Genomic DNA, 20,612 nt, shown 5'->3' with positions numbered 1-20,612 from the left:
GAGGGACGGAAATGGGCAAGATCAAGAACGTAGCGGTCCAGATGGACCATGTCGCGGGCATCAACATTGCAGGCGATTCCACCTTCGCCGTGTGTCTTGAGGCCCAAGCCCGAGGCTACAAGCTTTTCCATTATACGCCTGAGCGGCTCAGTCTCCGCGATGGCAAGCTTTACGCTTCCGTCGAACCGATGCTGCTGCGCGACGTGAAGGGCGATCATTTCGAGCTTGGTGCTCCCGAACGTGTCGACCTTTCGACCATGGATGTGGTGCTGCTGCGCCAGGATCCTCCCTTCGACATGGCCTATATCACCTCCACGCATCTCTTGGAGCGCGTTCACCCGAAGACGCTCGTCGTCAACGATCCGGCATGGGTTCGCAATTCGCCGGAGAAGATCTTCGTCACCGAATTCGCCGACCTGATGCCGAAGACGCTGATCACCAAGGACGCGGACGAGGTCCGCCGCTTCCGAGACGAGATGGGCGATATCATTTTGAAGCCGCTTTACGGAAACGGCGGTGCCGGCGTCTTCCACTCGACGAGGGACGACCGCAATCTGTCCTCGCTGCTCGAAATGTTCGGCCAGCTTTTCCGTGAACCCTTTATCGCCCAGCAGTATCTTCCCGATGTCCGCAAGGGCGACAAGCGCATCATCCTGGTTGACGGCGAGCCGGCAGGCGCAATCAACCGGGTTCCTGCCGACCACGACAGCCGCTCCAACATGCATGTCGGCGGCCGCGCGGAAGCGACCGAGCTCACGGCACGTGAAAAGGAAATCTGCCAACGCATCGGCCCGGCGCTGAGGGAACGCGGCTTCCTGCTCGTCGGCATCGATGTCATCGGCGACTTTATGACCGAAATCAACGTCACGTCGCCGACCGGAATTCGCGAGGTCCGCAAGTTCGGCGGCGCTGATATCGCAAGCCTTCTCTGGGATGCGATCGAGCGCAAGCGCCCTTAGGGCGTTGCGGCTTTCTTTGGCCTTCGTTCATGCTCTGCAACTGACTGCGGCTGAGACGTCAATCTGTAGCTTTATCGTTGTTGCGGGTCTCCCCAAGGAAGCGTGCACTTCGACCTGCCTGCGTTTGGTCGGATGACGGCCTTGGCGTCGTACCGATGGATGCGCTTGCCGAGTTTCGTCGTGCTCGGCATGCTCCCCAGCGTTGCCGGCGAGCGGCCGACGGCGGTTTCCTGACGGAGAAAGGGGCGCCGAAGCGCCCCGATTTACCCGGAAATTAGCTCCCGAGACCTTCGAAGAGAGCAGTCGAAAGGTAGCGCTCGGCGAAGGAAGGGATGATGACGACGATGTTCTTGCCGTTGTTTTCCTCGCGGCTGCCGATCTTGATTGCCGCCGCCAGTGCCGCGCCGGAGGAAATGCCGACCGGCACGCCTTCAAGCCTGGCGACAAGACGCGCCGTTTCCATCGCCTGCGCGCTGTTGATGGTGACGACTTCGTCATAAATCTTCGTGTCGAGTATCGCCGGGGCAAATCCGGCGCCAATGCCCTGGATCTTGTGCGGCCCCGGCTGACCGCCGGAAAGAACCGGAGATTCCTCGGGCTCGACGGCAATTACCTTGATGCCGGGTTTCTTCGACTTCAGAACCTGGCCGGCACCAGTGATCGTGCCGCCGGTGCCGATGCCGGAAACGAGGATGTCGACGGCACCCTCCGTGTCGTTCCAGATTTCCTCGGCCGTTGTCTTGCGGTGGATTTCCGGGTTCGCAGGATTCTCGAACTGTTGCGGGATGATGGCATCGGGAATTGTTGCGGCAAGTTCCTCCGCCTTGGCGATTGCGCCCTTCATCCCTCGCGCTCCCTCGGTCAATACCAGTTCGGCGCCGAGCAGCGCCAGCATCTTGCGGCGCTCGACCGACATGGTTTCGGGCATGGTGAGAATGAGCTTGTAGCCCTTGGCGGCAGCGGCAAAGGCGAGCGCGATGCCGGTATTTCCGGAGGTCGGCTCGATGAGCGTCGTCCTGCCAGGGGCAATCTTGCCTTGCACTTCGAGGCTCTCGATCATGGCGACGCCGATGCGGTCCTTGACCGAAGCAATCGGATTGAAGAATTCGAGCTTGGCAAGCAGATTGGCCGTCACGCCCTTTTCCCTTGCCAGCTTGTCGAGGCGCACGATAGGCGTATCGCCGATGGTATCGGTGATCGACGAGTAGATGCGGCCGCGGCCCGGTTTTCTCGACATGGTGCGCTCCCTTAGTGATTGTTGCGCGAGAGAATAGGGTCAAAGGCCGAATCAGGCCAGAGGGGCTTGATCCACGGAAGTGTCATCCGGAAGAAAAAATCGTTTGGAAAGGGTGCTTTGCCGAATGATTTTTTCAGGCTGCGCGTGCAGCGATAAAGGCTGCGGTACCGGCCAGGATGCTCGCCGCAACCCGATTGAGCGCTTGAAGCGCGCGCGGCTGTTTCAGCATCGTGCGGGCGCGCGACGCAAGCAGCATGTAGGGGACCAAAACCAAAAGCAGCACCGCGAAGGTTGCGATCAGAAGTATGCCGTATTCTTGAAGACCGACGTGGCTGATGTCGATCAGCGTTGGCACGAGGGCGATATAAAAGAGCATCGTCTTCGGATTGCCGAGGGTCACCAGAAGGCCAGACAGGAAGGACATGCCGATGCTGCTCGATTTGCGCGCAGCAATATCGTGCGGCAAAAGCCCCGCCGTCCATAGCTTGTAGGCGATATAGCAGAGGTAAAGGACGCCGGCGAATTTGATGACGAGGAATACCGCGGTGAAGGTCTGCGCCACGAATGCAAGGCCGAGGATCACCGCCGTCAGGTAAGTGATGTCGCCGAGAACGAGGCCGAGACCCATGAAGAAGGTCTCGCGAAAATTCGAGCCGAGCGCGCGGGCGACGATGGTGGTGATACCGGGTCCGGGAATTATCGCAGCGATAAAAAGGGCGCCGCTATAGGCAAGCAGGGCTGCAATGGTCATCTTTGCTCTCCTCAGGCAGCTTCTCTTACTGATGCTTAGGCCGGCTTTCAAGATGAGCTCCCACGCTCGAATCAGGTAGAAGTGGGCTGAAAGGAAAGAAAGCCGATGACAACCGGACTGCTGCTGATCGACGTTCAGAAAGCCATCTTGAAAGGCCTCGGAAGCACCGAACGCCAGCCTTTGATCGACAAGGCGCTGGACGAAACCGTGGCGCGTCTTGCAGAGGTCCTTCGCAAAGCCCGCGCGGTGAACGCACCGGTCTTCATCGTCCAGCATGACGGACAGGCATCCCACCGTCTTGCTGAAGGCAGCGACGGCTGGCTGTTGCGCGACGAGATTGCGCCTCAAGATCGCGACATTGTCATTCACAAACGCAGCTGCGACTCGTTTTTCGAAACCGGTCTCCAAACGTGCCTGAAGGAGAACGGCATCACAAGGCTGGTGGTGGGCGGCTGCATGACCCAGTTCTGCATCGATACAACCGCGCGGCGCGCCGTGTCGCTCGGCTACGATGTAACGCTGATGTCCGACGGGCATATGACGGCCGACATGGGCGATCTCGGCTTTCAACAGATCATTGCCCACCACAATGCCGTGCTCGACGAGTTCGATGCCGGCAGTCACGAAATCCGGCTTGCAGAGGCAGCGGCGATCAATTTCGGCTAGGCCGCAGCCATTGCCAAGGCGTCCAGCCGAGATTCATGCCCGCTGCCGCGACAAGGATGATTGCTGCACCGAGGATCTGCAACGGCTGCAGTGCGCGGCCAAAAGCGAGGCCGTCCACTGCGATCGCCACGATCGGGTAAATGAAGGAAAGGGCGCCGGTAAGATGTGTCGGCAGCTTCTGGATGGCGCCGTAAAGCAGTACATACATCAGCCCGGTGTGGATGACCCCCATCGCCACGAGAATAGACCATGCTCCGGCCGTTGTGGGCAGATCCGAAAAGTCGGTCACGGGCGCCAGCATGAGAATGCCGGTCGAAACCTGGATGAGCGCGATCAGGTGCGGCGGCGTGCCCTTCAACCACTTTGCAGCAATTGCTGCCAGAGCATAGAAGAAGGCCGCTCCGAGCGCCAGCGCAATACCCAGTCCGTAGCTGCCTGAAACGACGCCCGCCTCAGGTTTGGCTTCGACAATCGCCGCCATGCCGGCAAAGGCGAACGCCAGCCAGAACAGTTTCGTCAAAGTGATCTTCTCGCCGAGGAATGCGGCGCCGAGCGTCAGCAGCATGAAGGGTTGGGTATTGTAGACGGTGGTCGCAATCGAGATCGATGCGTGCGAGTAGGAGGCGAAAAGCAGCAGCCAGTTCGCCACGATGGCGATCCCGCCAAGCACGGCGATGCCAAATGTTCTCGGCGAGAGAATGCCGGGTTTCAGGAATCCGAAAGCACCGCAGATGACGAGAAGGCTCGCAGCACCAAACAGGCAACGCCAGAAAACAACTCCGCTCACAGGCTGGCCGGACATGACGACGAACCAGCCGATCGTCCCCGAAACCACCATTGCTGCCGTCATCTCAACTGTGCCCTTGCCTATGTCGTTGTGCATCGCGATCTCCTCTTTGTGACATTGGAGATTATTGCGTTTGTATGCTGATCTCTATAAAGTTAAATGCGCGTAGAGCGAATTTTGCCTAATAAAGAAAGGTAAGATTACATTAATGGCTAACGGAGCAACTCACTTGGACAGCATCGACCAGCGTCTCCTCGATGCGCTGGCGCAGAACGCGCGTATTTCTCTGAAAGAGCTGGCGCAAGTGGCCCACCTCTCCTCGCCAAGCGCGGCGGAACGGCTGCGCAGACTTGAAGAGCGCGGCATCGTCACGGCCTTCACGATCGATATCGATCCGGCTGCCCTCGGCTATCCGCTACAGGCAATCGTCCGCGTCCGGCCGCTGCCGGGACAGTTGCACGTGGTTGAGCGGATCATCCAGGAAACCCCGGAATTTATCGAATGTGACAAGGTCACCGGCGACGATTGCTTCATCGCCCGCCTCGTCGTCCGCTCGATGGGCGAACTCGACGTTATCCTGGACAAGGTGGCCGAAAGGGCAGAGACCAACACCTCGATGATCAAGGCTTCCCCGGTCAAACGTCGGCTGCCGCCGCTTTCGGGCCGCTGAACGGTTGCGCGAACCGACCTGCTAGAAGTCCGCCATCGGTGAGAGCATTGCAGGCGACGCAGGCGCGAGATCCGTCGTCGTGCGGAGCATGAAGGCCGTACCGTTGTCGAAGGCGACAGCCTCTCCGCCCCAATCAAGCTTGTCCGGCGAAAAGAAGACGTCGACGTGTTCAGGCAATGCGCCGAGTCTTCCGAGGATGACGGCAAGCGGGGGAATTTCAGCAGCGACGACGTCGAGCAGGCTGAAGCGGCCAGCTGCTCCGGCTTTCCACGCGATGATGGCTTTCTCCTCATCGAGCCAGCTCAGACGAACCTCTGTATCGAGTTGGGTATTGACGAGGAACATCGCCGCATTGCCGGAAACGGCCAGCACGTCCGAAACGGGTGCCCGCGTCTTCAGCGCCTCCTGCAGCAAAGCAAAATCGGTCTTGTTCCATGGATCGAGCTGTCGGGCAGAATTTGTGGCGGACCTTGGCTTTGGTGCTCCCCCGCAGTAGCGGTGCATCGGCAGGATGCTGAAGCCGTAAGATTCGTAGAGCGAAGGCTTGTCGGTATAGAGCACGATTGCCTCAAACTGCCGGCCCTCGCACCATTCAAGCGCCTTCCGCGTCAAGTCGCGGTAAAGCCCGCGTCGGCGCCATGGCGGGCGAACGGCACCGGATTGGAAGGCGCCTGCTTCGATCTGCCGGCCATTGACGACGATTGGCATGGCAAAGGCGGTGAGATTGGCGGCGAGCGTGTCGTTGGAGGCAAACCAGCCGAAAGGCATGCTGGTCGGGTCCGGGCCGCCCAGATGGCGCAGCGGCCCGATATCGATGCCGAATGTATCGTCGAGGAGAGAAACGAGCGCTGTCCATGCCGCCCGATCGTCAAAATAGTCCTTTCGAAAGGTCAGCCCGGCGCTATCGAAAGACTTGCTCATACGCCGGTCGAGCCGAAGCCACCGGCGCCGCGAGCCGTGGTGCTGCTTTCGGTGACCTCTGCAACACGCGCCTGGGTGACCGGTGCAATCACGACTTGTGCGATGCGCATGCCGCGCGTGATTTCGAACGGCTCATTGCCGAGATTGACGAGCAGTACCTTCACTTCGCCGCGGTAATCGCTGTCGATCGTGCCGGGAGTGTTGAGGCAGGTGATGCCGTGCTTGAAAGCGAGGCCGGAACGGGGCCGAACCTGGGCTTCATAGCCATCCGGAATTTCGAAGATGAAGCCGGTCGGCACCAGAGCGCGATTGCCCGGCGCGAGCGTCATCGGTTCGTTGACGGCCACAGCCGCCCGAATGTCCATGCCCGCAGCACCGCTCGTCTCATAGGAGGGCAGGTCGAGACCTACGCCATTGGGCAAACGGACGAGGTTGAGCTGCGGACGGATGTCGTTGTGAATGGTCATGGGACATTACTTTGCGCCGGGACGCCCAAGGTCAATTGCAATGGCGGGCTTTAATCGCTAGATACGCCGCAATTCCACAGGATTCACATCATGGCCGAAAGTCTCGCCGAGGCGGTTTCTCGCCGCCGCACATTCGCTATTATCGCGCACCCGGACGCGGGCAAAACCACGCTCACCGAAAAGCTGCTTCTTTTCGGAGGCGCCATTCAGCTCGCCGGTGAAGTCAAGGCGAAGAAGGATCGCATCCAGACCCGGTCGGATTGGATGAAGATCGAGCGCGAGCGCGGTATTTCGGTGGTGACCTCCGTCATGACCTTCGAATACGATGACAACGTCTTCAACATTCTCGACACGCCCGGCCATGAAGACTTCGCCGATGATACCTATCGCACGCTGACAGCTGTCGACGCCGCCGTCATGGTGATCGACGCCGCCAAAGGCATCGAGCCGCGTACGCTGAAGCTCTTCGAAGTCTGCCGCATGCGCGATATTCCGATCATCACCTTCATCAACAAGATGGACCGCGAAAGCCGCGATCCGTTCGAAATCCTTGATGAGGTGGAGGAGAAACTGGCGCTCGACACAGCTCCGATCACCTGGCCAATCGGCCGCTCCAAGACGTTCTGTGGCTCATATCACCTGGCCACAAGCACTGTGCGCGGTTCAGATACGGAAGTGGAAGCAACGCCGGTCAACGGTCCTCGTAGCGTCGCTGACCGTTTGCCGGAAAACGAGCGGACTGCCTTCATCGACGAGACGGAGTTGGCGATGGAGGCTTGCCGTCCCTTCGATCGCAAGGCTTTTCTGGAAGGCCACATGACGCCGGTGTTCTTCGGCTCGGCGCTCCGCAATTTCGGTGTCCGCGATCTCATCAATGCGCTCGGGGAATTCGCCCCGCCGCCGCGCGACCAGATAGCCGATACCCGCAAGGTACATGCAAGCGAAGACAAGATGACAGCCTTCGTGTTCAAGATCCAGGCCAACATGGATCCCAACCACCGCGACCGCATCGCCTTCGCCCGCATCTGCTCAGGCAAGCTGGAACGCGGCATGAAGGCACGCCTTGCGCGCACGGGCAAGCAACTGGGTCTCACAGCGCCGCAGTTCTTCTTTGCCTCGCAAAGACAGCTCGCCGATACCGCCTATGCGGGCGACGTCGTCGGTATTCCGAACCACGGCACGCTGCGCATCGGCGATACGTTGACGGAAGGCGAAGCGCTGGTGTTCCAGGGCGTGCCCAACTTCTCGCCGGAAATTCTCCGTCGTGTCCGCCTTGAGGATGCGATGAAGGCGAAGAAGCTGAAGGAGGCCTTGCAGCAGATGGCCGAAGAAGGCGTCGTCCAGCTCTTTTCCCCCGAAGACGGTTCACCGGCGATCGTCGGCGTTGTCGGTGCCCTGCAGCTCGATGTCTTGAAGGAACGTCTGCAGGCGGAATATGGCCTGCCGGTCTCTTTCGAAATGTCGCGCTTTTCAGTCTGCCGCTGGGTGTCGGCCGAGCAGCCTGCAGAACTCGAAAAGTTCCTGACGGTCAAACGTGGCGATATCGCCCGCGATCTCGACGGCGATCCCGTGTTCTTGGCACAGGACAGCTTCTCCCTGCGCTACGAGGCAGAACGCTATCCGGCAATCAAGATGGTCGCAATCAAGGAATATCACGTCGCTAAGGCGGCGTGATTTCTCATTTACGCGGCGGCAACAAACTCGATCGACCAGCCAGTCCTCCCGCAGCGTTCGAAGACCACGACTGTTGCGGGCAACCCGGCGCTCTCCGAGCTCGCCGCCACCTGCCCATTGTGGTTTGCCTTTGCCAAAAGATGCGGTCGCGCAGGTCGCGGGTCAGCTGCACGATGTTGCCCGTAGTCGTTTGTGCCCCGGCCAGAATTCGCCCGAGCTGCCATGCCAGCATGGCCATCAAGGTGCGGTTTTGAAAACATCAGGCGGTCGAATGTCCCGGCCAGGTTGATTGCCCGGAAGACGTCGGCTGCACGCGCAGCCATATCGCGCGTTCCACTGATCTCGAGCGGCCGGTGCAGGCGCAAGCGAGTGCAGATCTATGCCGTTGCCGCCAAAAAAGTCAGTCGAATTTCACGGCCGTCGTGTTGGCACCGCAGACCAAGACGCAGACCCGCTCATTGCGCGCCGGAACATATTTGCCGGAGAGTGCGGCTGCGAATGCCGCCGCGCCGCCGGGCTCGGCAACGACTCTGGCCCCTTCCCACAGGGCTTTCTGAGCCGTACGGATTTCGTCGTCCGTTACCAGCACCGGCGGCTGCACGAATTGCTGCGCGAGCGGAAACATCAGTTCACCGACCCGCTTCGGGGCGAGCGAATCTGCCGCAATGCCGCCTGCCGGAGCATCCACCGGTCTGCCCGCTCTGAAGGCCTCGTAAAGGGTGGGCGCTCCATCCGATTCCACGGCGACGATCTTCACCCGGCCGCCAAACCAGGCCGCGATGCCGCCGACCAATCCGCCGCCGCCGACGGCGACCAGCAATGTGGTCATGGCCGGCATGTCCTCCTCGATCTCTTTGCCGAGCGTTGCCTGGCCGAGCAGCGTCTCCAGCTGGTCATAGGCATGTACGGCAAGCGCCCCGGTTGCCCGCTCATGGGTCTCGCTCGCCGCCAGCGCATCGGAGTAACGCTCTCCTCCGATGACGAGACTGGCACCGTAGGCGCGGATCTTCTGCGCCTTGGCAGGCGAGGTGACGGCCGGCACGAAGATGGTAGCCGGCACGCCAAGCCGCGATGCGGCATAGGCAACGGCCGCGCCGTGGTTGCCGCCGGAGGCTGCCACGATGCCGGCTGCGGGAACCTGCCGCGTAAGGAGATGGGAAAAGGCGCCGCGTGCCTTGAAGGAGCCGGAATGCTGCAGGCATTCGAGCTTGAGGTCGACTTTGAAGGGCGCTCCCCCGAAATCCTGCATGTCGACGGACATCATGGGCGTGCGACGGATATAGGGGCGGATCAGCCCTTCGATTTCGGCAATGCGTTCGGCAGAAAGGGCGTTCGGCATGCACGCTCTCCATGGATTGACAATATTTCGTTACTTGGCAAAATAACGAAATGCAAGATGCTGGTATTCTGAAAGCCCTCGCCAATGAACGACGCCTCGTCGTTCTCGAATGGTTGAAGAAACCGCGGGAGCACTTTTCGCCTCAGGTGGATGGCGACCTGGACGATGACGGTGTCTGCGCCGTGCTCATCGCCGAAAAGCTGGGCATAACTCCGGCAACGCTCAGCGAACATATGCGCATATTGGTGCAGGCGGAGCTGGTACAGGCAAAACGAATCAAGCAATGGATCTTCTATCGGCGCAATGAAGACCGCATCGCGGCGCTGAAGCAGGGACTTTTCGCCGACCTGTGACCGGAGGGCTCATGGCTGCCCCAGCCGCTCGCTCAGGAAATCCAGGACGGCGCGCACTGATGGCAGTTGGCCGCGCCGATGCGGCAGGAGCGCCGTTGTCGTGATGTTTCCCGCCGTCCATTCCGGCAGGATACGGAGCAATCGCCCTTGCTCTATGGCCTCTCGGCAGACGGAAGTCGGAAGAATGGTGATTCCCATTCCCGCCGCCGCAGCTTTCAACAGGACGAACGGTTCGTCGGCCGCCATGACCGGCGCTGGCTTGACGAGCTTGTCGTCCCCTGCGGCGGACAAAAGCCGCCAGGCCGTCTCGGTGAGGCTGGGCATGACGGCAGCATGCGCTGCGAGATCTTCCGGCCTTTGTGGAACCCCGTGCCTATCGACATAGGATGGCGCGGCAACGAGAAGAAATTCATGCTCTGCCAGTTTACGCTGCACGAGGCTTGAATCGGCAGGCGGTAGCTGATGGCTGCGTACTGCGATATCGAAGCCCTCTTGTACGATATCGACGAAGCGATCGGTGACATGCAGAAGGACTTTAAGCTTCGGGTATCGGATCGCAAGGTCCGGCAAATGCCCGGCAAGCGTGAACTGCGAAGTCGGCACCGAGGCAGTGATGCGCACGGTGCCGCTCGGCTCGCCGAGACGCGACCGGACAATGCTTTCGGCCATCTCCGCTTCGATGACTGCTGCCCGCGCGTGCTCGAAGAAATCGCGTCCCAGATCCGTGAGCGAAAAGCTGCGCGAGGTGCGCTGGATCAGTCGCACGTCCAGCTTCGCCTCGAGCTCGGCAACCCGCTTGCTCACTGTCGATTTAGGGACTCCAAGGCGCCGTCCAGCAGCCGTGAAGCTGCCGCCTTCGACTGCGTGAACGAACAGGCTGAGGTCGTTGAGGTTAAAGGAGCTCAATCTGATCTTCCAGATTTGTAGACTTTGATGTGCATTTTGAAGGTCTGTTCGGCGATCGTCCACAAATCGATATTCTGATCGTGAAATCAGTTCAATCCTGAAAGGAACGACGAATGTCTCCGATTTTATTTTACGGCGTGCCGGAAGGCTGCTCCTTTGCCTCCATCGTCGCACTCGAATGGTCAGGTGCGCCCTATCATCTTTGCCGCATCGAGATGCCAAAGGTGGTCTCGAGCAAAGACTACCGGCGGATCAACGCAATCGGCGAAACACCTTCGCTCATGCTTGGCGATGGCCGTGTCATCAGCGAGAGCATGGCAATCCTCAACCACATCGCTTCCGGCCACATCCGCAAGGGGCTCGGCTTTGCACAGGCCAGCCCCGAGTTTGATCAGCTGAACCAGATGCTCGCCTATCTGAACACCAGCTTTTTCAACGCGTTCAGCCCACTGTGGCACACGATCGAGCATGAGCTCGAACCGGACGCCAGGAAGGCGCTGACCGCCTATGGCGTTGGAAAGGTGGAAAAGGTCCATAGGGAACTCGAGCAACTTCTTGGCGGCCGCAAGTGGCTGCTTGGCAAGGGACCCAGCCTTGCCGATGCCTATTTCGCCGGCATCGCACGCTGGAACGACTTTCATGATGTCGTCGATCGCAAGCAATTCCCGGCACTGAACAGCCTCTATGAGAGGCTGCAGGAAAATCCAGCAGTGCGCTTTGCCCTGGCGATCGAACACGAAGAACCGGCTGAAAGCACAGGTGACTTTCGTGGCCATGTCACGCTGGAGGACGCGCTCGGCTATCTGAAGCATGCTGCCTGATGCTTGCAAGCACGATCCGCGCGGGTCATTCCCCGCGCGGATATCGCTTGTTCTCTTCCAGGACGTTAAGGTCCATGTGGTTGCGCATATAGCGCTCGGAGGCCTTCTGCAGCGGCTGGTAGTCCCAGGGATAATAAGCGCCATTGCGCAACGCTGCATAGACGACCCAGCGGCGTGCCTGGCTTTCCCGCACGGCTTGGTCGTAATGTGCAAGGTTCCAGCGACTATTGGCCTCGTCGGTCAATGCCGTGAGCGTCGCGGCATGGGCCGGGTCCGCAGCGAGGTTCCGGAGCTCGTGCGGATCGGCGTCTAGGTCGAAGAGCATCGGTGGATCTTTTTGGCAGAGCGACAGCTTGTAGCGCCGGTCGCGCAGGCACACGAGCGGCGCGATCGAGCCCTCCGCAGCATATTCCATCGGAACCGGGCCGCGACTGCCGGTGCCCGTGGCGAGAGGGGCCAGATCCTCGCCGTCGGTCCATTTCTTGAGTGAACTTATGTCGAGGCCGGCAAGCCCCGCCAGCGTCGGCGTCACGTCCAGCGCTGAAACCGGTTGGTCGATACGCGCTGCCTTCCAGCCTGGAGCGGCAATCATTAGCGGCACCCGCGCCGAACCGTCGAAGAAGCACATCTTGAACCAAAGCCCGCGTTCGCCGAGCATGTCGCCGTGGTCGGAGACAAACAGGATGATGGTGTTTTCTGCCATCCGTCCGCGCTCGAGCACGTCGAGGATCTCGCCGATCTTCTCGTCTACATAGGAGATACTGGCGAAGTAGCCCCTTCGCGCGCGGCGGATCTGTTCGGGCGTAATGTCGAAAGCCTTGTAGTCGCAGGCCTCGAGCAGGCGCTGGGAATGCGGATCGAGCTCCTCGAACGGGATCGGTCCGACCTGAGGGTCGAGCGCCGGGCAGTCTTCGTAGAGATCGAAGAATTTCCGCCTTGCCACGTAAGGGTCGTGCGGGTGCGTAAAGCTGACGGTCAGGCACCATGGACGCTCGTCCTGCCGGCGCGAAAGATCGTAGAGCTTGCGGGTCGCGTGGTAGGCGACCTCGTCGTCATATTCCATCTGGTTGGTGATTTCGGCGACGCCGGCGCCGGTGACCGATCCGAGGTTGTGATACCACCAGTCGATGCGCTCGCCGGGTTTCGTGTAGTCTGGCGTCCAGCCGAAGTCGGCAGGATAGATATCGGTCGTCAGCCGCTCCTCGAAGCCATGAAGTTGATCTGGACCGACGAAATGCATCTTGCCGGATAGTGCTGTCTGATATCCGGCGGCCCGCAGATGGTGCGCGTAAGTCGGGATGTCGGAGGCAAATTCCGCGGCATTGTCATAGACGCGGGTCCGGCTGGGAAGCTGGCCCGACATGAAGGAGGCTCGCGCCGGAGCGCAGAGCGGGCTTGCCGTATAGCTGTTGGCGAAACGCACTGAACGCTGCGCCAATGCCTTCAGATGCGGAGCGTGAAGAAACTCGGCCGGCCCGTCCGGAAACAGCGTTCCGTTGAACTGGTCGACCATGAGAATGAGAATATTGGGACGTTCCATGTGTAGTTTGTCCTGGAATTAGAGGCAAAGCGAGCTTTCGCCGTATCGGCAGCAGGCTTCCCGTCGAATGCGCCGCAGATTACGCATCGATGGCCTTCCATCCGCCTTCAGAAAGTGCGGGAAGCCGGACGCCGCGGAGGCAAAAGAGGAGGCTGGCCGCGAACCGGTTCATGGTCGAATTCTTTCCGTTGCAGTTTCCCTGTTATTCGAGCAATTTATTGAACATCAGGTTAGTTCCCCTTGTAAAGCTGGCATTTTTCAATGGGTGATCAAAGGATTCCTTATGGCAGAGCGACCAGTTGACCTTGGATGGGTTCGTGTATTTGTCGCGGTGGGGAAAATGGGCAGTCTTTCATCTGCGGCCGGAACTCTCGGCCTGACCCAGCCTGCCGTCAGCTACCAGATCCGTCGCCTGGAAGAGCACATGGGCGTCAGCCTCCTTCAGCGACAGCACCGCGGCGTCGAACTGACCTCGGAAGGCCGCAGGCTTTTCGAAGTCACCTCTCGCACGGTTGACGATATCGACATGCTGGTGCGCAGTCTTCGCAGCCAATCCGAACGTCCGGCGATCAGGCTGAGGACGGATTATGCCTTCTCATCGCTCTGGCTGATCCCACGCATGCATACATTCCGCCTGCTCTATCCCGAAATGGACATTCAGATCGTCGCCACGCAGCGCATGGAGCAGCACGGTCCTCCGGATGGCGACATCGCTGTCGTCTTCGGAACGCGGGAGGACTTCGGCAGCAATGCCACGCTCCTTTTGCCGGAAAAGGTCGTCCCGATTTGCACCCAGGGCTTTCTGGATCGGAACGGCCCGTTCTTCGATCCGGTCGAAATTGCCGGCGCGCGTCTTCTGCATCTCGATGCGCGCGCACCGTCGCCGTGGTTCGATTGGAAGAGCTACCTGGCCGAGCTTGGCATCAATCGCGATGCGGCCATAGGGCAGGGCGAGCTCAGCTTCAACACATATTCGCTCGTCGTGCAGGCGGCGATAGGCGAGCAGGGACTGGCGATCGGCTGGATGGGTCTGGTCGATTCGCTGCTGGCGTCAGGTATGCTGGTTACGGCCGGACCGATGTTGGAGGCCCCGGACCGAGGCTACTGGCTTTTGCCGCCGAAAGCGCAGAGCGCGCAGACTGATCGGCTTGCCGCCTGGCTGATCTCCGAGGCCGGCGCAGATGCGCTCAAGGCGCAAGATCCTTGAGAAAATCCCGGCACCAGCGCGAAACATCGTGTTCGAGCAGATGGTCCATCATCATCTCCCAGCGCTCTTTGCGCTCTTCCAGCGGCATGCTGAGCGCCCTTGCCATCGCGTTTGCAGTACCCTCGATGTCGTAGGGGTTGACCAAAAGGGAGCCTTTCAGCTCGCGGGCAGCTCCGGCGAAGCGCGAAAGCACGAGCACACCCGGATCGTCCGGGTTTTGTGCGGCCACGTATTCCTTCGCGACAAGGTTCATCCCGTCACGCAGCGGCGTCACCAAGCCGACCTTGCCGAGCCGGTAGAGCCCTGCGAGAACGTGGCGCCCCACGGAACGGTTGATATAGCGTATCGGCACCCAGTCGACGGCGCTGAGCGCTCCGTTCACCCTGCCGGCCTGCTCGGCCACGGTGCGTTGCATGGCTTCGTATTCGGGTACCTCGGAGCGGGACTTGGGGGTGATCTGCAGATAGGTGACGCGCCCCTGCTGTGCCGGATTGGCCAAGATGAAGCGCTCGAAAGCATCGATGCGCTGCGTGATTCCCTTGGAATAATCCAGGCGGTCGACGCCGATGATCAGGCTGCGGCCCTCGATGCTTTGACGGGCTTTTTTGACCATGCTGTTGGTTGCGGCCCTTTGGGCGAATTCGGCAAAGGCTGCAGTCTCTATGCTGATCGGATAGGCGCCGCCCTTGAAAGTCCGGCCATGGGCGCTGTAGCGGCCTTCGCCGAGTTCATCGCCGATGCCTTCCCGTCTGAGACAACCAGCGAAATTCTCAAGGTCGTGATCGGTCTGAAAGCCGACGACATCATAATGCGAGAGGCCGCGCATGATCTGCTCGTGAACCGGCATCGTGAAGAGCACGTCCGCAGGCGGCCATGGAATATGAAGGAAGAAGCCGATGCGATTCTTCAAGCCCATTTGGCGCAGTTCCGCGGCGAGCGGGATCAGGTGGTAGTCGTGCACCCAGATGAGATCATCGGGTTCGATCAGCGGCGCCAGCCGATGGGCGAAAAAACGGTTGACGCGGAAATAGCCGGCCATCTCCTTGCGGCCGTATTCTGCGAGATCCAGACGGTAGTGGCAGATCGGCCAGAGTACACGGTTGGCAAAGCCGTGGTAGTATTCTTCCACATCGGTGTCGGTCAGATCCGTCAGTGCATAGGTGATGTTGCCTTGTTGCAGCCGTGCAAGCGGCTGCGGCTCATGCTCGCCGCTCGATTTTCCCGACCAGCCCATCCATATGCCGCCGCGCTCTTCAAGGGCGGCCTTTAGGGCGACCGCCAGACCGCCGGCGGGCGCAATGCCGCCTTTGTCGGGAACGGGCACGCGATTGGAAACAATGACGAGACGGCTCATGCCAGTTCCTTTCATGCAATGAAATACGTCGGGTGCTCAAATCTTCACGAGGCCAATGTCTCGATCATGCCGCGCAGAGCTTCTGCCGAGGGGATGGAGCCGCGCGCTTGGCTTGCAGGCGAAAGCGGCCCGACGCGGATCGATTGACCGCCAAGGCGGTTGACCGTGCGAAACATCGCTTCGTCGGTCACGTCGTCTCCGATCGCAATGGGGCGCCTGCCGGCAAAGACTGGATGTGCGAGAAACGCTTCGACCGCACTGCCCTTGTCGGCACTGGCCGGACGAATTTCGATAACCATCTTGCCGTGCTGGATCGTAAAGTTCGGTCCGGCTCGACCAAGCGCCTGTTCCATCAATGGTTCGAGTTCGAGCTCCCTGTCCGGCGCAAGCCGGTAATGTGCGGCAACCGCCGCTCCCTTATCCTCGATCAGAACCCCGGCCCAACCTGCAGTCTCTGCGGTGAGATCGGCCTTCAGCTGCTCGAATTGCGCTGTGACTTCGGCTTTGCTCACGCGTCCGTCCGGGTCGCGCCGCTCTGCGCCGTGAAGCCCGGCGATCGGGAAGTGGAACGGCCGGAAGAGCTGATCGGCATAGTCAAGCCCTCTTCCGGTGACGAGGGCCAGGGCACCTGCGAGCCTTTTTGCCAGGGCATCGAGACTTTCGGGCAGCGATGGTGGAACGACGATGTCGTCCGGCGTTTCGGCCAGGTCGAGCAGGGTCCCGTCGATATCGATGAAGAGAGCCCAGTTTTCCGGCTCGGCGGAGAGAACGGCGAGAATAGAGTCTACCCCTGAAACCGCATCCGGTTCCGAGGCGCTGAGAAACTGCTTCTGGTATGACATAAGGCTCTATCTATGTCAGGGCCCACTCCAGGCAACCCTAGCTTTCCGTTTCGAATCGCGGCAGTGCTTCGATATTGCCGGTCCAGGGCAGGGCAGAGCGGCACCAGATCTGCTTGCGCGGCCACAGCTCGGCCCGCTCGTTGATCGTGCCGAGGCGGATGCCGACGAAGGCGTCGTCCTCTCCCATGCGATAGAGATGCGATCCGCAATTTGGACAGAAGAATTGCCGGCTGCGTGCTCCGCTTTCGCCATGCTTGACATAGGTTTTCGGTCTGCCGCGGAGAAGCCGGAAATCGGCCCGTCGCGCAACCGTGCTGACACGATAAGCCGTTCCGGTCAGCCGCTGGCAATCCGTGCAATGACAGATGCTGACGCGCTCCGGATCGATTTCGGCCTCATAGGCAATCGCGCCGCAATGGCATCCGCCGGTAACGTGCATCTGCTCCTCATTCGGCTATCTGCGCCGCCGGATGCTGACCATAAAAGGTCTTGGCATCAGCGGTAAAAGCAGCCCGCGCCTGCGCATTGGTGTAAAACATATGGCCGCCGCGATAGACGTCCAGGCTTACACGGCCTCTAGTCAGGCTTTCAGGTAGGTGGTCCACGACATAGCGGCTGACCCCATAGGGCGTGACGATATCGCTGTAGCCATGTGCGATCAGCAAATGAAAGCCCGCATTGGTGCCCAGCAATTCGCGGATGTCATCCGTTATGCTCGCCTGCAGCCGTGAGCCGGTGCCGTGTCCACCGCCCCATTCCCACTGACGGCTGACGTCGCTTTCGAGCAGCGTATAGGTCATCTCGGTCCTGAAGCCGAGTTCGTTGCGTGCGTAATCGGCAAAAGCGCCGCCATAAGCGCGGGTGAAGCCGTCGAGGACCGCGTCATCGCCACGACCGGAGTCTGATTCCGGATAAGGGTCGGGCGTTGCGAACGAGGCATCGTAGGGGCTCATCACCTCGCCCTGCTGCCTGGCAGAATTCTTGGCAAAGGCATTGCCCAGAAAGCCGCGGTTGCGGGCAACGACGTCTTCGGGAATGCCGGTCATCGTCGAGACCTTGCCATAGAATGCCTTCGCAGCCTCGCCCGCCGGTGCCGGCCCGGCCAAGGTCGTCAGATATTCACTGAGCGCGAACTTCTCCGCGTCCCGTTGCGCTTTTTCGTCGAAGGTTTTGCGGCGCTCGGCTTCAGCGGCGGCAAGGGACGGGAATTCGAGAGCAGCGCCAAGGGCAAAACGGTCTGCATTGAACATCAGCTGGCCCTCCAGCAACGGCGAGAGCATGACCGCGCCGGAGATGATGATGCCTTGGCTTTGCCGAAGGGCAGCAGCGACCTTGGCCGCACGGAAACCGCCATAGCTTTCGCCGAGAAGATATTTTGGCGAGCCGGAGCGATTGTTGTGTGCGACATAGAGCGCGATTGCCTTTGCGATGGCCTGCGCATCGGCGTTGACGCTGTAGTAGTGCGAAGCGTCGTCGGCCTTTGCCGTGCGGCTCCATCCTGTGCCGATCGGATCGATCAGCACGAGATCCGTGAAATCGAGCCAGCTCTGCGGATTGTCGACGAGCTTGGCATTTGCGCCGTCGCGGGCCTGCGGACCGAAATCCAATATGCGCGGCCCGACGAGCCCAAGGTGCAGAAATGCCGAAGCCGCGCCCGGACCGCCGTTGAAAGCGAAGGTAATGGGGCGGTTGGGTGTACGCTCCCTGGCGGTATAGGCAGTGTAGAATATCGCAGCCGTGCGAGCGCCGTCCTGCCCGAAGAGATCGAGCGTGCCCGCCGTCGCTGTATAGGCCAGCCTGCGGCCGCCGATGTTCTGTTCATGCTGGGTGACGGAATCGGACGGCAACAGCTTCAATACGCCGGGCCGCTCCTGGGCAATTGACAAAGCAGGTGTGGCGAGAACCAGCAGCGCAAACAGGATGGCAGCAGACCTTAACGACACTCTTTCCTCCTGGGCGATGAAACACGATAGATACCGTAACATCTGCCATCTCTAAGAGGTATCAAGAGATGGTGATGCGCAGGTGAGGAGAGACCTTTACGTCGTCTTGATCGTGCGCGCATTGACATGCAGCGCACGTCCGGCATTCCAGCCGTTGATCGCGGCTCCCAGTCCGAGCAGAACAAAGAGTGCGGCACTCCAGGCAAAGCTTCCGGTTGCGCCGTGAATGAGTCCGACGATCAGGGGGCCGACGGCGGCCAGCAGATAACCGATGCATTGCGCCATGCCGGATAGGTGAGCTGCGACATGAGGATCGCGTGATCGCAGCACGATCGTTGTCATTGCCACTGCAATCAGGCCGCCTTGTCCCGTTCCCTGCAGCACTGCCCAAAGCCAGACCGTCGAAAGCGGCGAAGAGTAGGCCAAGCAGGGCAACCACGGCAACGACGCACAGCGAAGCGTTGATCAACCGCTGGTCTTTGCCGCGTACGGCAATCTGCGGTGCCACGAGGCAGGCGGCGGCCTGGACCATGACTGATGCCGAAACGATGGCACCGGCAGTCACGCCGTCGAGGCCGCGCTCGCGAAGGATCGGCACCAGCCAGCCGAAGACGCAATAGGCGAGCGCTGATTGAAGGCCCATGAAAAGGGTGACCTGCCAGGCAAGCCGGTCTCGCCACAGGCCCTCGACCCTGAAGCCGCTTCGCCGCGCCTGAGCCGAAGCTCCAAGAACCTGCGGAAGCCAGATCATGGCGACGATGAAGGCGGGCAATGCCCAGGCGGCAAGTGCGCCCTCAAGCGATCCGTCGAGAGAGTGCTCGATCGGCAGCGTGAAACCGGCAGCGCTCGCTGCGCCGGCGCACAGCGCCATCGTATAACATCCGGTCATCAGCGCCGTGCGCTCGGCGAAATCGCGCTTGACCAGGCCAGGAAGCAGGACGTTTCCGACGGCGATACAAGCACCAGCAAGCGCGGTTCCGAGAAAGAGAAGCGGGACCGAGGACAGCCCGCGCATGGCCGTGCCGAGTGCCAAAAGCACGAGCACGCCGAGGAGCGTTCGCTCGGCACCCAAGCGCTGTGCGAGCTTTGGCGCAAGCGGCGAAAAAGCGCCGAGGCAAACGACGGGAAGCGTGGTCAACAGGCTCGCGCCGAGGGCTGAAAGGCCAAGCCCCGCGCGAATTTCCGGCAGCAGCGCGGATGCGCTGGAGAACACGGGGCGGAGGTTGAAGGCGATAAGGACGAGGCTGACACCGAGAATGACACGGCTTGCCACCGTCGACTGTGCCGGAGCTTGCGGTGCGGGAACACTGTTTGCCTCGGCATCGATCAACGGATCGTCGATGGCCTCGAGAGCCTCGGCTGCATTAGAAATGGAGGTGGTCACGAGACGATCATCCGTTCAAGGGCGGCAATCACCGGCTTCATGAAGCGGCGCACGGCGGCATCGGCTTTCCCGGGGTGGCCGGTTTCGATGGCATCGATGATATCGCTGTGCGCTTTCATGTCGGGCTCGGGAAGGTCCTGCCCGAGCGTCGCTTCGATGGTTTCGGCGATCGAGGTCGAGAAGAAGTCATAGATTTCGATCATCGCCCGGTTGCCGGAGGCTGCGATGATCGCTTTGTGAAAGGCAAGATCGCGCTCGATGAAGGCGGCCTTTTCGCCCCCTTCGTATGTGCCGCGCTTGGCCAGAAGCTCGCGCAGCACGGTGATGGTTTCCGGCGTGTGCCGCAGCGAGGCGAGGCGGGCTGCCTCGACGTCAAGGGCGCAGCGCGCTTCGAACTGGTCGCGCAGGCTTGCCCGCCGGGCCATCGTCAGGGGCCGACCGGCGTCCATCGTCGAAAGGACGTAGGTCCCGGAGCCTTGTCGCGTTTGAAGCAGGCCCTGAGAGACAAGCACGCGCACGGCCTCGCGGATCGTGCCCCGGCTGACTGCCAGCGCGGCCGAAAGAGCTGTTTCGTTCGGCAGCTTGTCGCCGATACTCCATCGCTTCGCGCAGATTTCGCCGCGGATCGCTTCAATGGCGGTTTCGGTCAGATTTGTCTTGTTGAGCGGCTGCATGTCATATTCATAAAATCATCAGATGACTTTATGAATACGACGCGATCCGCCTGCAGTCAAAGATAATCTGCAAAATAAAAAAGGGCCGCCTCAGCGACCCTTTTCCATGAGTTTGGC

At 60.5% G+C, this 20,612-nt stretch carries 20 protein-coding genes and 1 pseudogene; 7 read left to right on the top strand and 14 right to left on the bottom strand.

Features of this window, described 5'->3' with window-relative positions:
- Positions 1-11 precede the first annotated feature (11 nt).
- Complete coding sequence (gene gshB, locus EV130_RS11830) at positions 12-959, top strand: glutathione synthase (RefSeq protein ID WP_074059916.1); 948 nt, start codon at positions 12-14, stop codon at positions 957-959.
- Positions 960-1,233: 274 nt separating this feature from the next.
- Here the strand turns inward: gshB and cysK are convergent, their stop codons facing one another.
- Both cysK and EV130_RS11820 read right to left on the bottom strand, forming a co-directional pair.
- Complete coding sequence (gene cysK / locus EV130_RS11825) at positions 1,234-2,196, bottom strand: cysteine synthase A (RefSeq protein ID WP_074059917.1); 963 nt, start codon at positions 2,194-2,196, stop codon at positions 1,234-1,236.
- 133 nt (positions 2,197-2,329) lie between these two features.
- On the bottom strand, positions 2,330-2,947 hold the full coding sequence (locus tag EV130_RS11820; protein WP_132660372.1) for a LysE family translocator: 618 nt from the start codon (positions 2,945-2,947) through the stop codon (positions 2,330-2,332).
- Positions 2,948-3,052: 105 nt separating this feature from the next.
- Here EV130_RS11820 and EV130_RS11815 point away from each other — a divergent pair, with 105 nt between their 5' ends.
- Entirely contained in the window at positions 3,053-3,613 is a 561-nt protein-coding gene (locus EV130_RS11815; RefSeq protein WP_074059919.1) for a cysteine hydrolase family protein, read from the top strand.
- On the opposite strand, the gene EV130_RS11810 is transcribed toward EV130_RS11815, so the two are convergent.
- Positions 3,600-4,496 carry a DMT family transporter gene (locus tag EV130_RS11810; RefSeq protein WP_074059920.1) on the bottom strand — a complete coding sequence of 299 codons (897 nt, stop codon included), beginning with the start codon at positions 4,494-4,496 and terminating at the stop codon, positions 3,600-3,602. The genes EV130_RS11815 and EV130_RS11810 overlap by 14 nt on opposite strands.
- Positions 4,497-4,608: 112 nt before the next feature.
- Between EV130_RS11810 and EV130_RS11805 the strand changes: the two genes are divergently transcribed.
- Positions 4,609-5,070 carry an Lrp/AsnC family transcriptional regulator gene (locus tag EV130_RS11805; RefSeq protein WP_074059921.1) on the top strand — a complete coding sequence of 154 codons (462 nt, stop codon included), beginning with the start codon at positions 4,609-4,611 and terminating at the stop codon, positions 5,068-5,070.
- Positions 5,071-5,091: 21 nt separating this feature from the next.
- On the opposite strand, the gene EV130_RS11800 is transcribed toward EV130_RS11805, so the two are convergent.
- Both EV130_RS11800 and dut read right to left on the bottom strand, forming a co-directional pair.
- The gene (locus EV130_RS11800; protein WP_132660370.1) at positions 5,092-5,991 is read right to left on the bottom strand and encodes a GNAT family N-acetyltransferase; all 900 of its coding nucleotides are present in this window, start codon (positions 5,989-5,991) and stop codon (positions 5,092-5,094) included.
- Entirely contained in the window at positions 5,988-6,458 is a 471-nt protein-coding gene (gene dut / locus EV130_RS11795) for a dUTP diphosphatase (protein ID WP_074059923.1), read from the bottom strand. The genes EV130_RS11800 and dut overlap by 4 nt, the downstream gene beginning before the upstream one ends.
- Positions 6,459-6,548: 90 nt before the next feature.
- Between dut and EV130_RS11790 the strand changes: the two genes are divergently transcribed.
- Entirely contained in the window at positions 6,549-8,132 is a 1,584-nt protein-coding gene (locus tag EV130_RS11790) for a peptide chain release factor 3 (protein WP_074059924.1), read from the top strand.
- Between the two features lie 400 nt (positions 8,133-8,532).
- Here the strand turns inward: EV130_RS11790 and EV130_RS11785 are convergent, their stop codons facing one another.
- Positions 8,533-9,471 carry a threonine/serine dehydratase gene (locus EV130_RS11785; protein WP_132660368.1) on the bottom strand — a complete coding sequence of 313 codons (939 nt, stop codon included), beginning with the start codon at positions 9,469-9,471 and terminating at the stop codon, positions 8,533-8,535.
- A gap of 50 nt (positions 9,472-9,521) precedes the next feature.
- Here EV130_RS11785 and EV130_RS11780 point away from each other — a divergent pair, with 50 nt between their 5' ends.
- Complete coding sequence (locus tag EV130_RS11780; RefSeq protein WP_074059927.1) at positions 9,522-9,824, top strand: ArsR/SmtB family transcription factor; 303 nt, start codon at positions 9,522-9,524, stop codon at positions 9,822-9,824.
- Positions 9,825-9,833: 9 nt separating this feature from the next.
- Here the strand turns inward: EV130_RS11780 and EV130_RS11775 are convergent, their stop codons facing one another.
- Positions 9,834-10,730: a LysR substrate-binding domain-containing protein gene (locus EV130_RS11775; protein WP_132660366.1), complete on the bottom strand. Its 897-nt coding sequence runs from the start codon at positions 10,728-10,730 to the stop codon at positions 9,834-9,836.
- 113 nt (positions 10,731-10,843) lie between these two features.
- Between EV130_RS11775 and EV130_RS11770 the strand changes: the two genes are divergently transcribed.
- Complete coding sequence (locus tag EV130_RS11770) at positions 10,844-11,551, top strand: glutathione S-transferase family protein (RefSeq protein ID WP_074059929.1); 708 nt, start codon at positions 10,844-10,846, stop codon at positions 11,549-11,551.
- A 25-nt stretch (positions 11,552-11,576) separates the two neighbouring features.
- Here the strand turns inward: EV130_RS11770 and betC are convergent, their stop codons facing one another.
- A complete protein-coding gene (gene betC, locus EV130_RS11765; RefSeq protein WP_132660364.1) occupies positions 11,577-13,091 on the bottom strand; it encodes a choline-sulfatase in 1,515 nt (504 codons plus the stop codon).
- Positions 13,092-13,374: 283 nt separating this feature from the next.
- Between betC and EV130_RS11760 the strand changes: the two genes are divergently transcribed.
- Positions 13,375-14,298 carry a choline sulfate utilization transcriptional regulator gene (locus EV130_RS11760; RefSeq protein ID WP_132660362.1) on the top strand — a complete coding sequence of 308 codons (924 nt, stop codon included), beginning with the start codon at positions 13,375-13,377 and terminating at the stop codon, positions 14,296-14,298.
- On the opposite strand, the gene otsA is transcribed toward EV130_RS11760, so the two are convergent.
- The 6 genes and pseudogenes from otsA to EV130_RS11730 form a co-directional block, all read right to left on the bottom strand.
- The gene (gene otsA, locus EV130_RS11755; RefSeq protein WP_074059932.1) at positions 14,279-15,652 is read right to left on the bottom strand and encodes an alpha,alpha-trehalose-phosphate synthase (UDP-forming); all 1,374 of its coding nucleotides are present in this window, start codon (positions 15,650-15,652) and stop codon (positions 14,279-14,281) included. The genes EV130_RS11760 and otsA overlap by 20 nt on opposite strands.
- 44 nt (positions 15,653-15,696) lie before the next feature.
- Positions 15,697-16,494, bottom strand: a complete 798-nt coding sequence (gene otsB, locus EV130_RS11750) for a trehalose-phosphatase (RefSeq protein WP_074059933.1) — start codon at positions 16,492-16,494, stop codon at positions 15,697-15,699.
- Between the two features lie 37 nt (positions 16,495-16,531).
- On the bottom strand, positions 16,532-16,933 hold the full coding sequence (locus EV130_RS11745; RefSeq protein WP_132551196.1) for a GFA family protein: 402 nt from the start codon (positions 16,931-16,933) through the stop codon (positions 16,532-16,534).
- A gap of 7 nt (positions 16,934-16,940) precedes the next feature.
- The gene (locus tag EV130_RS11740; RefSeq protein WP_425375567.1) at positions 16,941-18,437 is read right to left on the bottom strand and encodes a S10 family peptidase; all 1,497 of its coding nucleotides are present in this window, start codon (positions 18,435-18,437) and stop codon (positions 16,941-16,943) included.
- Positions 18,438-18,533: 96 nt separating this feature from the next.
- Positions 18,534-19,821 (bottom strand): annotated as a pseudogene (locus EV130_RS11735) (CynX/NimT family MFS transporter).
- Complete coding sequence (locus EV130_RS11730) at positions 19,818-20,495, bottom strand: FadR/GntR family transcriptional regulator (RefSeq protein WP_074059937.1); 678 nt, start codon at positions 20,493-20,495, stop codon at positions 19,818-19,820. Before EV130_RS11730 ends, EV130_RS11735 begins: the two are co-directional and overlap by 4 nt.
- Positions 20,496-20,612 lie beyond the last annotated feature (117 nt).

This window comes from Rhizobium azibense (assembly GCF_004342325.1).
Lineage (GTDB): Bacteria > Pseudomonadota > Alphaproteobacteria > Rhizobiales > Rhizobiaceae > Rhizobium > Rhizobium etli_B.
The sequence above is the reverse complement of the archived record's forward strand: the minus strand, read 5'-3'. Positions and strand labels throughout refer to the sequence as shown.

What these genes read in the sequence shown, in the direction of transcription:
- gshB (WP_074059916.1), top strand. Translation starts at nt 12, where the DNA reads ATGGGCAAGATCAAGAACGTAGCGGTCCAGATGGACCATGTCGCGGGC.
- cysK (WP_074059917.1), bottom strand. Translation starts at nt 2,196, where the DNA reads ATGTCGAGAAAACCGGGCCGCGGCCGCATCTACTCGTCGATCACCGAT.
- EV130_RS11820 (WP_132660372.1), bottom strand. Translation starts at nt 2,947, where the DNA reads ATGACCATTGCAGCCCTGCTTGCCTATAGCGGCGCCCTTTTTATCGCT.
- EV130_RS11815 (WP_074059919.1), top strand. Translation starts at nt 3,053, where the DNA reads ATGACAACCGGACTGCTGCTGATCGACGTTCAGAAAGCCATCTTGAAA.
- EV130_RS11810 (WP_074059920.1), bottom strand. Translation starts at nt 4,496, where the DNA reads ATGCACAACGACATAGGCAAGGGCACAGTTGAGATGACGGCAGCAATG.
- EV130_RS11805 (WP_074059921.1), top strand. Translation starts at nt 4,609, where the DNA reads ATGGCTAACGGAGCAACTCACTTGGACAGCATCGACCAGCGTCTCCTC.
- EV130_RS11800 (WP_132660370.1), bottom strand. Translation starts at nt 5,991, where the DNA reads ATGAGCAAGTCTTTCGATAGCGCCGGGCTGACCTTTCGAAAGGACTAT.
- dut (WP_074059923.1), bottom strand. Translation starts at nt 6,458, where the DNA reads ATGACCATTCACAACGACATCCGTCCGCAGCTCAACCTCGTCCGTTTG.
- EV130_RS11790 (WP_074059924.1), top strand. Translation starts at nt 6,549, where the DNA reads ATGGCCGAAAGTCTCGCCGAGGCGGTTTCTCGCCGCCGCACATTCGCT.
- EV130_RS11785 (WP_132660368.1), bottom strand. Translation starts at nt 9,471, where the DNA reads ATGCCGAACGCCCTTTCTGCCGAACGCATTGCCGAAATCGAAGGGCTG.
- EV130_RS11780 (WP_074059927.1), top strand. Translation starts at nt 9,522, where the DNA reads ATGCAAGATGCTGGTATTCTGAAAGCCCTCGCCAATGAACGACGCCTC.
- EV130_RS11770 (WP_074059929.1), top strand. Translation starts at nt 10,844, where the DNA reads ATGTCTCCGATTTTATTTTACGGCGTGCCGGAAGGCTGCTCCTTTGCC.
- betC (WP_132660364.1), bottom strand. Translation starts at nt 13,091, where the DNA reads ATGGAACGTCCCAATATTCTCATTCTCATGGTCGACCAGTTCAACGGA.
- EV130_RS11760 (WP_132660362.1), top strand. Translation starts at nt 13,375, where the DNA reads ATGGCAGAGCGACCAGTTGACCTTGGATGGGTTCGTGTATTTGTCGCG.
- otsA (WP_074059932.1), bottom strand. Translation starts at nt 15,652, where the DNA reads ATGAGCCGTCTCGTCATTGTTTCCAATCGCGTGCCCGTTCCCGACAAA.
- otsB (WP_074059933.1), bottom strand. Translation starts at nt 16,494, where the DNA reads ATGTCATACCAGAAGCAGTTTCTCAGCGCCTCGGAACCGGATGCGGTT.
- EV130_RS11745 (WP_132551196.1), bottom strand. Translation starts at nt 16,933, where the DNA reads ATGCACGTTACCGGCGGATGCCATTGCGGCGCGATTGCCTATGAGGCC.
- EV130_RS11730 (WP_074059937.1), bottom strand. Translation starts at nt 20,495, where the DNA reads ATGCAGCCGCTCAACAAGACAAATCTGACCGAAACCGCCATTGAAGCG.